At 72.2% G+C, this 13843-nt stretch carries 12 protein-coding genes; 5 read left to right on the top strand and 7 right to left on the bottom strand.

Annotated features, from left to right (window positions below; translation table 11 throughout):
• Positions 1-58 precede the first annotated feature (58 nt).
• From Q0858_RS14040 to Q0858_RS14030, 3 genes are read left to right on the top strand one after another with little or no spacing between them, the layout of a single operon-like run.
• Positions 59-2116, top strand: a complete 2058-nt coding sequence (locus Q0858_RS14040) for an APC family permease (protein ID WP_299055501.1) — start codon at positions 59-61, stop codon at positions 2114-2116.
• Positions 2113-3315 (top strand): TRAM domain-containing protein, encoded by a 1203-nt coding sequence (locus Q0858_RS14035; RefSeq protein WP_299055499.1) that lies wholly within the window; start codon positions 2113-2115, stop codon positions 3313-3315. Before Q0858_RS14040 ends, Q0858_RS14035 begins: the two co-directional genes overlap by 4 nt.
• 9 nt (positions 3316-3324) lie before the next feature.
• Positions 3325-4824 (top strand): hypothetical protein, encoded by a 1500-nt coding sequence (locus tag Q0858_RS14030; protein ID WP_299055496.1) that lies wholly within the window; start codon positions 3325-3327, stop codon positions 4822-4824.
• Positions 4825-4830: 6 nt separating this feature from the next.
• On the opposite strand, the gene Q0858_RS14025 is transcribed toward Q0858_RS14030, so the two are convergent.
• Positions 4831-5241: a MarR family winged helix-turn-helix transcriptional regulator gene (locus tag Q0858_RS14025; RefSeq protein WP_299055494.1), complete on the bottom strand. Its 411-nt coding sequence runs from the start codon at positions 5239-5241 to the stop codon at positions 4831-4833.
• Between the two features lie 21 nt (positions 5242-5262).
• Between Q0858_RS14025 and Q0858_RS14020 the strand changes: the two genes are divergently transcribed.
• Complete coding sequence (locus tag Q0858_RS14020; protein WP_299055492.1) at positions 5263-6408, top strand: hypothetical protein; 1146 nt, start codon at positions 5263-5265, stop codon at positions 6406-6408.
• A gap of 19 nt (positions 6409-6427) precedes the next feature.
• Here Q0858_RS14020 and Q0858_RS14015 read toward each other — a convergent pair whose 3' ends face one another.
• The 6 genes from Q0858_RS14015 to Q0858_RS13990 form a co-directional block, all read right to left on the bottom strand.
• Positions 6428-6811, bottom strand: a complete 384-nt coding sequence (locus Q0858_RS14015; RefSeq protein ID WP_299055490.1) for a VOC family protein — start codon at positions 6809-6811, stop codon at positions 6428-6430.
• A gap of 110 nt (positions 6812-6921) precedes the next feature.
• Positions 6922-7908, bottom strand: a complete 987-nt coding sequence (locus Q0858_RS14010) for an ATP-binding cassette domain-containing protein (RefSeq protein WP_299055489.1) — start codon at positions 7906-7908, stop codon at positions 6922-6924.
• The gene (locus Q0858_RS14005; RefSeq protein WP_299055487.1) at positions 7905-8705 is read right to left on the bottom strand and encodes an ABC-2 family transporter protein; all 801 of its coding nucleotides are present in this window, start codon (positions 8703-8705) and stop codon (positions 7905-7907) included. Before Q0858_RS14005 ends, Q0858_RS14010 begins: the two co-directional genes overlap by 4 nt.
• Complete coding sequence (locus tag Q0858_RS14000; protein WP_299055486.1) at positions 8698-9561, bottom strand: ABC-2 family transporter protein; 864 nt, start codon at positions 9559-9561, stop codon at positions 8698-8700. Before Q0858_RS14000 ends, Q0858_RS14005 begins: the two co-directional genes overlap by 8 nt.
• A gap of 308 nt (positions 9562-9869) precedes the next feature.
• A complete protein-coding gene (locus Q0858_RS13995; protein WP_299055483.1) occupies positions 9870-10160 on the bottom strand; it encodes a GIY-YIG nuclease family protein in 291 nt (96 codons plus the stop codon).
• A gap of 100 nt (positions 10161-10260) precedes the next feature.
• Complete coding sequence (locus Q0858_RS13990) at positions 10261-10842, bottom strand: GNAT family N-acetyltransferase (RefSeq protein WP_299055481.1); 582 nt, start codon at positions 10840-10842, stop codon at positions 10261-10263.
• A gap of 174 nt (positions 10843-11016) precedes the next feature.
• Here Q0858_RS13990 and Q0858_RS13985 point away from each other — a divergent pair, with 174 nt between their 5' ends.
• Positions 11017-13830: an aconitate hydratase gene (locus Q0858_RS13985; RefSeq protein WP_299055739.1), complete on the top strand. Its 2814-nt coding sequence runs from the start codon at positions 11017-11019 to the stop codon at positions 13828-13830.
• The last annotated feature ends 13 nt before the right edge of the window (positions 13831-13843 follow it).

Raw genomic sequence — 13843 nt, 5'->3', positions numbered from 1 at the left:
CTATCCCAGCCGCGGTCCTGCGCACCGCGGGCCGCCGCATGGCTTACCGTTGCCGATCGTGGGTCTCACCGATGCCTCGAAGCGGATCCTCCTCGGCCGCAAGCTGAGGAGCTCCCAGCTGGGGGAGACCCTGCTGCCGAAGCGCATCGCGCTGCCCGTCTTCGCCAGCGACGCACTGTCGTCCGTCGCCTACGCGCCCGACGAGATCTTCCTGATGCTCGCGATCGCCGGCGCGTCGGCGTACGTGTGGTCCTGGCAGATCGCGATCGCCGTCGCCGTGGTGATGACGGCCGTGATCGCGTCGTACCGCCAGACCGTGCACGCCTACCCCTCCGGCGGCGGCGACTACGAGGTCGCCACCGTCAACCTCGGCCCGAAGGCGGGGACGACGGTCGCGAGCGCCCTGCTGGTCGACTACGTCCTCACCGTCGCCGTCTCGATCAGCTCCGGGGCCCAGTACGCCGCGTCCGCGCTGCCGTTCCTCGTCGGGCACGAGGCGACGTTCGCCGTGGTGATGGTGGTGGTCCTGGCCGCGATCAACCTGCGCGGCGTGCGCGAGTCGGGCTCCGTGTTCGCGGTCCCGACGTATGCGTTCATGATCGCGATCCTCGGCATGTGCGCCCTCGGCGTGTTCCGGCTGCTGACCGGCACCCTGCCGCAGGCCGAGTCCGCCGACCTGCAGATCATCCCGCAGCCGGGCTTCGAGGAGCCCCTGACCGCCTTCGCGCTGGTCTTCCTCCTGGCGCGGGCATTCTCGTCGGGCTGCGCCGCCCTGACCGGGGTCGAGGCCATCAGCAACGGGGTCCCGGCCTTCCGTCGTCCCAAGAGCGCCAACGCCGCCACGACCCTGCTGTTGCTGGGTGCCATCGCGGTGACGATGATGATCTCGGTCATCGTGCTGGCCCGCGAGATGGGCGTGAAGTACGTCGAGCCGCACGAGCTGGACCGCCTCCGGACCGCCACCGGCGAGATGCTGCCGGAGGGCTACGACCAGAGCACCCTGATCGCCCAGATCGCCCGGGGCATCTTCGACGGCTTCCCGCCGGGCTTCTACGTCGTCGTCTCGGTGACCGGCCTGATCCTGCTGCTGGCCGCCAACACGGCGTTCAACGGCTTCCCGGTGCTCGGCTCGATCCTCGCCCAGGACGGCTTCGCGCCCCGCGCGCTGGCCTCCCGCGGCGACCGGCTGGCCTACTCCAACGGCATCCTCTTCCTCGGCGTGATGTCGATCGTCCTGATCGTCGCCTTCGACGCCGAGGTCACCCGGCTGATCCAGCTCTACATCGTCGGCGTCTTCGTCTCGTTCAACCTCTCCCAGCTCGGGATGATCAAGCACTGGACCCGCCACCTGGCGACCGAGCGCGACCCGGCCGTACGCCGGAAGATGATGCGCTCGCGCACCATCAACACCATCGGCCTGTCGTTCACCGCCGTCGTGCTCGTGATCGTCGTGATCACCAAGTTCACCGAGGGCGCCTGGATCACCATCCTGGCGATGGGCTTCTTCTACTGGCTGATGCGACGCATCCGTGGCCACTACGACGACGTCGCCCTCGAGCTCGCCGCCGACGAGTCCGACAAGGTCCTGCCCACGCGGGTCCACGCCATCGTGCTGGTCTCCAAGCTGCACAAGCCGACGCTGAGGGCGCTGGCGTTCGCGAAGGCTAGCCGCCCCAACGTCCTCGAGGCGGTGTACGTCGGCACGGACCAGGCCGCCACGAACACACTGCTCGCCGAGTGGGAGGAGCGGGGCTTCGACGTCCCCCTCAAGGTCCTGTTCTCGCCGTACCGGGAGCTCGTCCGGCCGGTCGTCGAGTACGCCGTCGAGATCCGCAAGGGCAACCCCCGCGGCGTCGTCGCGGTCTACATCCCCGAGTACGTCGTCGGCCGCTGGTGGGAGCAGCTGCTGCACAACCAGACCGCGCTGCGGCTCAAGGGCCGCCTGCTGTTCGCGCCCGGCGTCATGGTCATCTCGGTGCCCTACCAGCTGCGCTCGTCGCGCATCGCGCTCGAGCGGGTGAAGCGCGACCAGGGCCGCATCCAGGCCGGCGACGTGCGCCGCGGCCGCATCGTGGACCCCGAGCACCGCGGACCGAACCCGTCGTCGAAGCGGTGAGCGGCCCCCGTCGTACGCCGTCCGGTGGGCGGGGTCAGCGCACCCGCCGCCGCGCGAGTCGCGGCCCCTCCGTCGTCGGCCGTCGCCACGAGGTCGAGGTCGGCCCGATCGCCCACGGCGGGCACTGCGTGGCCCGCGTGCCCGTCGACGACGGGACCGACGGCCGCGGACGCGTCGTGTTCGTCCGTCACGCCCTGCCCGGCGAGCGGGTCGTCGTCGAGCTGACCGAGGGCACCGAGGGGGACAGGTTCTGGCGCGGTGACGCCGTGGAGGTCCTCGTGGCCTCGCCCGACCGGGTCACCCCGCCCTGCGAGTACGCCGGCCCCGGGCTCTGCGGCGGCTGCGACCTGCAGCACGTCGACCTGGGCGCCCAGCGGCGGCTGAAGGCCGCCGTGGTGGCCGAGCAGCTGCGTCGTCTCGCGGGTCTCGACGTCGACGTCGTGGTCGAGGAGGTGCCGGGCGAGCCCGACGCCCCGCCCGGGCTGCGGTGGCGGACCCGCCAGCGCTACGTCCCGCTCCCCGACGGCCGCCGGGGCCTGCGCGTGCACCGCTCCCACGAGGTCGTCGAGGTCGACGACTGCCTGATCGCCCGCCCCGACGCCCGGGAGCCGGGGACCGGGGGGGACGGGTCCGCCGTCCTCGAGACGGTCCGCGGCCGGGAGCTGGGGGTCGCCGCCGACGGCTTCTGGCAGGTCCACCCCGGCGCCCCCGAGGCGCTGCTGGCGACGGTGCTCGACGTGCTCCGCCCGCAGCAGGGCGACACCGTGCTCGACCTGTACGCCGGGGTGGGGCTGTTCGCCGCCTTCCTCGCCGAGGCGGTCGGCCCGGTGGGCTGGGTGACCGCCGTCGAGGGCGACGCCACCGCCGCGGCGCTCGCCGCCGAGAACCTGCCCGGGGTCGGCGTGCTGACCGGTGACGTCGCCGCCGTCCTCGCCGGGCCGGACGCGCCGTCCCGCGTCGACCTGGTCGTGCTCGACCCGCCGCGGACCGGCGCGAAGCGGGAGGTCTGCGAGGCGATCGCCGCCCGCAGCCCCCGCGCCGTCGCGTACGTCGCCTGCGACCCCGCCGCCCTGGCCCGCGACGTCGCGACCTTCGCCGGGCTCGGCTACACGCTCACGTCGTTGCGGGCCTTCGACCTCTTCCCGATGACGCACCACGTGGAGTGCGTGGCGCTGCTGGAGCCTGCGGCGCCGAACTAGGCTCCGGGGGTGCGTCTGGTCACCGCCGTCCTCGGCTTCCTGCTGAGGAAGGCCGGACTGTTCCTCGGGCTCCTCGTCGTGCTGTTCGCCGGCTACCTCCTCGTCCAGGTCGTCGTCCCGACCCTGCGGGACGCGGCGGCGGACCGCGAGCGCCTCGAGCAGGTGAGGGAGGAGCGCGCAGGCCTGGAGGCGGAGCTGGCGCGGCTGGAGGACTCCGCCGCGGCGGAGCAGGGCGCCTCCGTCGAGTTCTTCGAGTCCGAGATCACGGAGCAGGTGGAGGCGCTCGACGACGACCTCGCGGCAGCGCAGAGCAGGGCGGCGGACCTGCGTGACGAGGCCGGCGTCGAGTGCGGCCTGTGGCAGAGGCTCGGGGACCTGCTGACCCCCGGTGCGGCGTGCGAGGCCGCGGAGCGGCTCGCCGCGGATGCCGGTGAGGCCGTGGACGACGTCCAGGGGAGGTTGGACGACGCGCGGGACGACGCCGCCGTCCTGGCCGACCCGGACCTGAGCACCGCGGAGAAGCTCGACCTGATCGGCGAGGGAGGCGGCCAGTCCTTCCTCGAGCGCGAGAGGGAGACGACCGAGTCGAACCTGGCCGTGACGGAGGCGGAGGAGGCGAGCCTGGAGGAGGCCCAGCGATCTCCGGCCGGGTGGGTCGTCGACCAGTGGGCCCGGTCCTGGCGGTGGCTGGTCGCCGCCGCGGTGCTCCTGCTCGTCCTCCCGCCCGCCCTCCGAGCGGTCAGCTACTTCGTGCTGATGCCGGTGGTCCACCGCGCCCACCGCCCCATCCGCCTCGCCGACGGCCACGACCACGCGGACGCGGCCCTGCACACGTCGAGCGCCGAGCGCACCCTGACCGTGGACCTCGACGCCGACCAGGTGCTCTCGGCGCGGTCCGAGTTCGTCCGCCCGGTGCAGGGCAGGGCCCGCAGTCGACTCCTCTACGACTGGTCGTCGCCGTTCATCAGCTACGCGGCGGGGCTCGCCTTTCTCAGCCGCGTCACCGGCGACGGGGGTGTCACGTCGGCGACGATCGCGTCCCCCGACCCGGACGCGTACCTGATGCGGATCGACTTCTCGGACCATCCCGGCGTGGTCATCCACCCGAAGCACGTCGTCGGTGTGGTCGGGGAGCCCGAGCTGCGGACCAGCTGGCGGTGGGGCGTCCAGTCCTTCGCCACCTGGCAGGTGCGCTACATCATGTTCGCCGGTGCCGGCAGCCTGATCGTCCAGGGCGTCGGCGACGTCGTGGGCACGAACCCCCGGGGCGGGTCGACGAGGATCGAGCAGAACCTGCTGATGGGGTTCGACTCCCGGCTGTCCAAGGGTGTCAACCGGACCGAGGTGTTCTGGCCCTACCTGCGGGGCACGGAGCCGCTCGTGGACGACGAGCTCACCGGGTCCCATCCGCTCTTCTGGCAGAAGTCGAGCACGGAGGCCCCGACCAACCCCGTGACGCGGACCTTCAACACCCTGTTCTCGGCCCTCAGCAAGGTGCTGGGCTTCTGACGTGGCTCAGCTGCCGCCGAGCTCGCCCAGCACCGCCCGGAACGCCCGGTAGCGGTCCTCGCCCACCCGGGCCGCCCAGGCCGCCTCGACCTCGACGAGCGCCTCCCCGAAGCGGGTCAGGGCGTCGTCGCCGGCCGGTGTCCGCACCACCCGGCGGGCGCGGCCGTCGTCGGGGTCACGGCGGACCTCGACGTGCCCGGAGTCCACGAGTCGTCCGACCAGCTGCCCGCAGCCCTGGGCCGTCATGCCGAGCCTCGCGGCCAGGTCGCCGACCCCGGCCCCCTCGACCGGGCAGGCGCCGAGCACACGGAGGTGGGAGACCCGCAGGTCGAGCCGCCTGCCGTGGGCGGCGCGGACGTCGTCCAGCAGGGCCGCGAGGAGGGCGGCGACGTGGGGATCTCCGTTGACCCGAGACATGAAAGTCACTTTACTAGTTCGATGACCGACCGCACGCTGCTGGGTCCCGCCGACCTCGACGACACCGCGCTCACCGGGCTGGTCGCCGACCTCCTCGGTCACCCGGCCGACGCGGTGACCCTCGGTCCGACCGCGGTGGAGCGGGTCGCGTACGACGTCCCCGCCCTGACCACCGTCGGCCGCTGGTGGGTCTCCGGGACCGCCCGGACGCCGGCGGGGGAGGAGCCGTGGCGGGTGTTCGTGAAGCACGTGCAGGCGTGGCGGCACTCGGCGTTCTTCGTCCACGTCCCCGAGCCGGCGCGGGAGATGGCCGCGGCGGGCCTCCCGTGGCACAACGAGGCCGCGGCGTACCGCTCCGGCCTCGCCGACCGGCTCCCCGACGGCCTGTCGATGCCGCGGGCGCTGGCCGTCGTCGACCTGGACCCGGCCCTCTGCCCCGACTCGTGGGTGGCCTGGCTCGAGGACGTCACCCGGCCCGAGGTCGCCTGGGACCTCGCCCGCTACGAGCGGGCCGCCCACCTGCTCGGGCGGCTCGCCGGGAGCCGCGACGTCCGACCGCTGGCCGGCGTGGGCGGCTTCGACTGGTCGGTGGCCCGGTACGTGACGGGCCGGCTCCGGTTCCAGGTCCTCCCCGCCCTGGCGGACCCGTCGCTGTGGGAGCACCCCGTCGTGGGCCCGGCCTTCGCCGACGTCCGCGGCGAGATGCTCGCCGCCACCGCCGACCTGGACGCCCTCACGGCCGAGGTCGACGCCGCGGCGACGTTCCCCAGCCACGGCGACGCCTGCCCCGCGAACCTCCTGCCGGGCGACGGTCCCGACTCCTTCACGATGATCGACCTCGGGTTCTGGCAGCCGCAGGCCCTCGGCTTCGACCTCACCCAGCTCGTCGCCGGTGCGCTGCAGCTCGGGACGCCGCCGCCGGTGGACCTGCCGACGCTCTCGCGGGCGTGCGTCGCCGCGTACGCCGACGGGCTGGCCGCCGAGGGTCACCCGGGCCTGGAGGCGACGGTGCGGCGTCACCACGCGGTCCTCCTGTGGCTGTTCGCGGGGGTCTCGGCGGTGCCGTTCGAGCAGCTCGGTGCGCCGTCGGAGCAGCTGGCGGCGGTGTGCGGGCTGCGCGCGGACCTGGTCCGGCACTCCCTGGACCTCCTGGCGGCCGAGGCCTGAGGCCCTTCCACCCGTCGGGTCAGGTGGACTCCCACAGTCCCAGCAGGTTGCCCTCGGTGTCGGTGAAGTAACCGGTGAAGCCCATGTCACCGACGGGCGTCCGACCGACGACGGTCGATCCTCCGGCGGCCTCGACCCGGCGCAACGCCTCGTCCACGTCGGGGACGTCGATGACCACGTTCGGGGCCTTCACCGGGAACTGCTCGTTGCGCTGGAACATGCCCCCGTTGATGAACTTCGGCTCGCTCGGACCCTCCGCCGGATCGCTCGGGCCGGTGATCGCCATCGCGTAGCCCATCCCGGGGACGGGGACGGTCTGCCACCCGAAGGTCCTGCCGTAGAAGGCCCGAGCACGGTCACCGTCGTCGAAGGGGATCTCGAAGTGGACGACCTTTCCGGACATGCCGCCTCCTCACGTCGCGCCCGGGCCCCACTGAACCCCGGGCACGGGCGAGGTTCACGGGTCGAAGGACCTCAATCGCCGGGACCTGTGGACCTCGGGACCTCGGCCACTCAGCGACGCGCCGCGTAGACCCGGCGGACGACGTCCTCGACGTCCGGCTCCTCGATGGCGAGGTCGAGCACCTCGTTGCCGGCGCCGAGCTGCTCGGTGACCGCGGCGAGCACCTTCGCGGCGGTGGTGGCGGCGGGGTCGAAGGCCAGTCGCTGGCGCAGCCCGAGCCCACCCGTCCCGCCCTCGGAGCCGCGGTGCGTGGTGCCCGCGACCTGGAGCGGAGGCAGTGGCTCCGCCAGGTCGAGCACCATCACCCGCTCGGCGCCGACGGTGCGCGAGAGGCCGGCGAGCGTGCCGGAGTAGACCAGGGCGCCGCGGTCCACCAGCAGGACCCGGTCGCAGAGCCGCTCGACGTCGCCCATGTCGTGGGTGGTGAGCAGCAGCGTCGTCCCGTGCTCGCGGCGCTCCGCGACGAGGAACTCGCGCAGCCGCTGCTTGCTCAGCACGTCGAGCCCGATCGTCGGCTCGTCGAGGATGAGCAGCCGGGGGGAGTGCAGCAGTGCGGCGGCGACCTCGGCCCGCATCCGCTGGCCCAGCGAGAGCTGGCGGACCGGGACGGTGAGGAACTCGTCCAGCTCGAGGCGCTCGACCAGCTCGCCGGTGCGGTGCTTCTCGCGCGCGGCGTCGAGGCCGTGGACGGCGGCGAGGATGCGGAAGGACTCCGCGGTCGGCAGGTCCCACCAGAGCTGGCTGCGCTGCCCGAACACCACGCCGATCTCCCGGGCCAGGCGGCGTCGGTCGGGGACGGGGCGGTGGCCGCAGGTCAGGACCTCCCCGCGGGTCGGGACGAGGATCCCGCAGAGCATCTTGATGGTGGTCGACTTCCCGGCGCCGTTCGCGCCGATGTAGCCGACCGCCTCGCCGGCCTCGACGCGCATGTCGAGGGCGTCGAGCGCGACCACGGTGCGGCGCCTCATGCCCTCCCGCACGCGGAAGTCGCGGCCCAGCCCGCGCGTCTCGATGACCGTCTGCGTCGCCGTGCTCATCCGCCGCCTCCCTGGTAGTGCCGGACCCCGGTGCGCCAGCTGGCCAGCGCCAGCACCCACGCCCACACCGCGGCGACCGGCGCGAACCAGCCCAGCCAGCCGGGCAGCCAGTCGCTGCCCGGCAGGCCCAGCAGGGTCAGCGTCGGGAGGTACGCGGTGAAGGCCATGGGGAAGAAGAAGCCGAAGACGACCACCAGTGGGCGGCCCCAGACGGACGCGGGCTGCGTGGCGGCGTACCGGCCGCCGTACACGAACGCGTTGGTGGCCTCGTAGCCGTCGACGAGGAAGAACTGCATCCCGCCCGCCCACACGAACATCGCGGAGAACGTGACGACCCCGGACACCACCGCGAGCACCAGCAGGACGGCGTTCGCGAGGCTCCAGGCGACGTCGTTGACGACGAGGCCGGCCACGAGCGCGGCCAGCCCGACCGCGGCGCGCGCCAGCCGCCGCAGCGAGATGTCGCTGGTGACCAGCTGCGCCAGGAGTGGCTGGGGGCGGAGGTAGAACACGTCGAGCGTGCCGGCCTTGAGGTACGTCGGGAGGTTGTCGCAGTGCCCGAACACCATGTCGGCCAGCGAGAAAGACATGTCGGCGATGCCGAACACGAGCACGATCGCGGCGAGGTCGAGCCCGCCGAGGCGGTCGACGGTGAGGAACAGGACGGCGATCTCCGCGAGCTCGACGAAGCCGACCAGCACCGAGCTGCCCAGGTCGAGGCGAAAGCTGGCGCGGTGCGAGCGCTGGGCGCGGATCCGGGAGGCGAGCACGGCCCGGTACGGGGCGAGGTCAACCACCCTGCACCTCCAGCTTCCGGCGACCGGCGCGCGTGAGTCCCTGGCCGAGGGCGGCGACCGCCGCCAGCCAGGCGGCCTGGACACCGATCAGCAGGACCGACGTGCCGTGGTCGGCCCGGCCGGAGAGCACGTCGACAGGGAACTGCAGCATCGACGGGAACGGCGTGGCCACCGCGACGCCGTACAGCCAGCCGGGGAAGAGCGAGATCGGCACGAACAACCCGGCGAGGAACCCCGAGACGACCATGTAGAGGATCTGGAGCCCGCGGGTCTCGACCATCCAGAAGCCGGCCACGGCGACCAGGTAGACGGTGCAGCAGGACACGCTGATCCCCAGCAGCAGGCTGACCGCGCCCAGCAGCAGGCCGAACGGCCCGTCGGGTCCGTCCATGCCCACCAGCAGCAGCCCGATGGTTACGGTCGGGATGCCCCGGGGGATGAGGGCGAACAGGGACTTGCCGACGTCCTCGACGACCGCGGCGGCCTGGACGTCGAGCGGCCGCAGGAAGTCGGTGGTGACGTCGCCGGTGCGGATCCGCTCGGCGATGTCGCTGCGTCCCATGAGGTTCACCGACCCGAGCAGCCCCTGGGAGATCCAGATGTAGGCGCTCATCGCGCCGAGGTCGTAGCCGGAGACCTCACCACCCGCGGCCTCGACGACGGCGAAGAGCACCGCCACCTTGAGCAGGCCGAACGTCGCGTTGGCGACCAGTCCGCCGAACGCCGCGAGGCGGTAGCGCGACCCGCGCCGGAACCCCGCGAGCAGCAGGCGGGCGTACGTGCGCAGGGCAGGGCGGACCCTCCGAGAGATACCCCGGGGGGCCTCGGTGACGAGGTCCTCCGCGCCTGGGCGCACAAGCGCGAAAACTTACCCGACATCCCGCCCCGGGTCGAGGGGGTCAGCGCCTGCGGTGACCACCGGTGGTCGAGCTTGTCGAGACCGAGTCGGCCGTTCGATGAGGGCCGGCGTCGCCCGTCGGTGGTCGAGCTTGTCGAGACCGAGACCGAGACCGGGACCGAGACCGAGACCGAGACCGAGACCGAGACTTGCGGGTGCGGGCCGGCGTGGTCTCGACGGGCGCTTCCTCGCCGGGGCTCGGTCGCTGCTCGACCTCCGGTGGTCGCGGTTTGTTCGTCGGGCGGAGGGGTCGACCCGCTGTGGTTTCAGGTGCGCCGCGGCGTCCTGCTGCGCGCCAGGGCCGGCAGGTCGTCGTACCGGCCCTCGATCAGTGCCAGCCGCTTCGCGCGGCTCCAGTCCTGGATCTGCTTCTCGAGAAAGAACGCCTCACGGATGCTGGCCTGCTCGTGGCTCCACACGAGGCGAACGGGCAGGCGGTTTCGCGTGTAGGCGGCTCCTTCGCCGCACGAGTGCTGCATCAGTCGGCGCTCGAGGTCGAACGTGCTGCCGACGTAGAGGCTGCCGTCCGCGCACTCGAGCATGTAGGTGAAGGGCATGGGGTCGAGGCTGCACGGTCGGACGTTTCCCTGCGTGCCGTTGTCCACAGGCTCGCGGGTTCTCGGTCTCGACAGGCTCGACCACCGGGGCTCGCGGCGGTCAGCGCGACGGGCGCCACTCGTCGGCGAGGAGGGCGTAGGAGAGGCCGTCGAGCCAGCCGAGCTCGGCGTGGAGGGAGTCGCGGCGGTTCAGGGCCTCGCGGCGCATGCCGAGCCGCTCCATCAGCCGGTACGACGGCACGTTGGCCGCGAAGCAGTTGGCGACCACCCGGCGCAGGCCGAGGCCGTCCGGGGCGGGGGAGAGGCAGGCGTCGAGCATCACGCCGACGGCCTCCGTGGCCAGCCCCCGCCCGCCGTACGCCGGGTCGAACGCCCAGCCGATCTCCGCCTCGACGCCGACGGCCTGCTCCTTGACGGGGTGCTGGGCCCAGCCGTCGCGGGGGAACAGCACGAGGTCGCCGATTACCGCACCGTCGTGCTCGACCACCAGGCGGCGGCCGCGCCGCTCGGAATCGGAGAGCCGCTCGTGGAGGGCGGCCGTGGTCGCGTCACCGCCGCCGGTCCACCGCACGACCTCGGGCAGCCGCCAGTAGGACCACAGCGCGTCGGCGTCCGTGAGCGTGACGGGCCGGACGACGCACCGCTCCGTACGGCGGGGCCAGGACAGGTCGGCGAGCGGCACCGCAGCAGTCTCCCCGACGACGGGGAGGACGTGATATCTTGACGTCAAGATACTTCGCTCGGGTACTCCGGTAAGGCAGACCTTGCTAGGTCGGACCACCGTCACGGCGGCAGGATGACCTGAGCGGTAATGCACGTCACGACGATGCCCAGCAACAGCGAGGAGACACCGCGGATGGCCAGCAAGGACAGCTTCGGCGCGAAGGACACCCTGGACGTCGACGGGACGTCGTACACGATCTACCGGCTGGACAAGGTCGCCGGCGAGGGCGTGGGTGAGGACGACGTCCGCACCCTGCCCTTCTCCCTCAAGGTGCTGCTGGAGAACCTCCTGCGCACCGAGGACGGCGCCAACATCACCGCCGACCACATCCGCACGCTCGCGGGCTGGGACGCCGACGCGGACCCCAGCGACGAGATCCAGTTCACGCCGGCGCGCGTGATCATGCAGGACTTCACCGGCGTGCCCTGCATCGTCGACCTCGCCACCATGCGCGAGGCGATGGCCGAGCTCGGCGGCGACGCCTCCAAGATCAACCCGCTCGCCCCGGCCGAGCTGGTCATCGACCACTCCGTGATCGCCGACGTCTTCGGTTCGCCCGAGGCCTTCGGCCGCAACGTCGAGATCGAGTACGACCGCAACAAGGAGCGCTACCAGTTCCTGCGCTGGGGCCAGGGCGCGTTCGACGACTTCAAGGTCGTCCCGCCCGGCACCGGCATCGTCCACCAGGTCAACATCGAGCACCTGGCCCGCACCGTGTTCACCCGCGAGGTAGACGGCGAGACGCTGGCCTACCCCGACACCTGCGTCGGCACCGACTCCCACACCACGATGGTCAACGGGATCGGCGTGGTCGGCTGGGGCGTCGGCGGCATCGAGGCCGAGGCCGCGATGCTCGGCCAGCCGGTCTCGATGCTCATCCCGCGCGTGGTGGGCTTCAAGCTGTCCGGCGAGCTCCCGGAGGCCACCACGGCCACGGACCTCGTGCTGACGATCACCGAGATGCTCCGCGAGCACGGCGTGGTCGGCAAGTTCGTGGAGTTCTACGGCGACGGCGTGTCGGTGCTGCCGCTGGCGAACCGGGCCACGATCGGCAACATGAGCCCCGAGTTCGGCTCGACCATCGCGGTCTTCCCGATCGACGAGCAGACCATCGACTACCTGCGCCTGACGGGCCGCTCCGACGACCAGCTCGCGCTGGTCGAGGCGTACGCCAAGGAGCAGGGCCTCTGGCACGACCCGGCCGCCGAGCCCCGCTTCAGCGAGAAGCTCGAGCTGGACCTCTCGACGGTCGTCCCCTCGCTGGCCGGCCCGAAGCGTCCCCAGGACCGCGTCGCCGTCACGGAGGCCAAGGAGTCGTTCCGCGGCGCCCTGGCCAACTACGTCGAGACCGACTCCGACGGCATGGACGGCGCGCAGGACGAGGCCCTCGACGAGAGCTTCCCCGCCTCCGACGCCCCCAGCGGCACCGAGCAGGACAACGGCCGCCCGGTCGAGTACCTGTCCTGCGCCCCCGCGGACGGCGGACGCCCGAGCAACCCGGCCGTCATCACCATCGACGGCCAGGAGATGACGATCGACCACGGTGCCGTGGCGATCGCGGCGATCACCTCCTGCACCAACACCTCCAACCCGTCCGTCATGGTCGGGGCGGGCCTGCTCGCCAAGAAGGCCGTCGAGAAGGGCCTGCAGCGCAAGCCGTGGGTCAAGACGACCCTCGCGCCCGGCTCCCAGGTCGTCTCGAACTACCTCGAGCGCGCCGACCTCACGCCGTACCTCGACAAGCTCGGATTCAACCTCGTCGGCTACGGCTGCACGACCTGCATCGGCAACTCCGGGCCGCTCATCACGGAGGTCTCCGAGGCGGTCAACGCGAACGACCTGGCCGTCACCTCGGTGCTGTCGGGCAACCGCAACTTCGAGGGCCGCATCAACCCCGACGTGAAGATGAACTACCTCGCGAGCCCGCCGCTGGTCGTGGCCTACGCGCTGGCCGGGTCGATGGACGTCGACCTGTTCAACGACCCGCTGGGCACCGACGAGGACGGCAACGACGTCTTCCTCCGCGACATCTGGCCCTCCCCGGCCGAGGTCGAGGAGGTCGTCGGTCAGGCCATCACGGCCGAGATGTTCACCGAGGACTACGCCGACGTCTTCGCGGGCGACGAGCGCTGGCGCTCCCTGTCGACCCCGGAGGGCGACACCTTCGAGTGGGACCCCGAGTCGACCTACGTCCGTCGCCCGCCGTACTTCGACGGCATGCCGGCCGAGCCGGAGCCCGTCTCCGACATCTCGGGCGCCCGCGTCCTGCTGAAGCTGGGTGACTCGGTGACCACCGACCACATCAGCCCCGCCGGCGCGATCAAGAAGGACAGCCCGGCCGGCACCTACCTCGCCGAGCACGGCGTCGAGCAGCGCGACTTCAACTCCTACGGCTCGCGCCGTGGCAACCACGAGGTCATGATCCGCGGCACGTTCGCCAACATCCGTCTGCGCAACCAGCTCGCGCCGGGCACCGAGGGCGGCGTCACCCGTGACTTCACGGCCGACGGCGACGTCACCACCGTGTACGACGCCGCGCAGCACTACGCCGAGGCCGGGACGCCGCTGGTGGTCCTCGCGGGCAAGGAGTACGGCTCCGGGTCCTCGCGCGACTGGGCCGCCAAGGGCACCGCTCTGCTGGGCGTCAAGGCCGTCGTCGCCGAGTCGTACGAGCGGATCCACCGCTCGAACCTGATCGGCATGGGTGTGCTGCCGCTGCAGTACCCCCAGGGCGAGTCCGCCGAGAGCCTGGGCCTCACGGGCGAGGAGGAGTTCTCCGTCACCGGCGTCACCGCGCTGAACGACGGCGACATCCCCCGCACGGTGACCGTGAAGGCCGGCGACGTCGAGTTCGAGGCCACGGTCCGGATCGACACCCCGGGCGAGGCGTCGTACTACCGCAACGGCGGCATCATGCAGTTCGTGCTCCGCAGCCTGCGGGGCTGAGCGCTGACCGAGG

Origin of the sequence: uncultured Nocardioides sp., assembly GCF_947489365.1 — a bacterium.
Classification (GTDB): domain Bacteria; phylum Actinomycetota; class Actinomycetes; order Propionibacteriales; family Nocardioidaceae; genus Nocardioides.
Note: the sequence above shows the minus strand (reverse complement) of the source record. Positions and strands in the feature narration are given on the sequence as shown.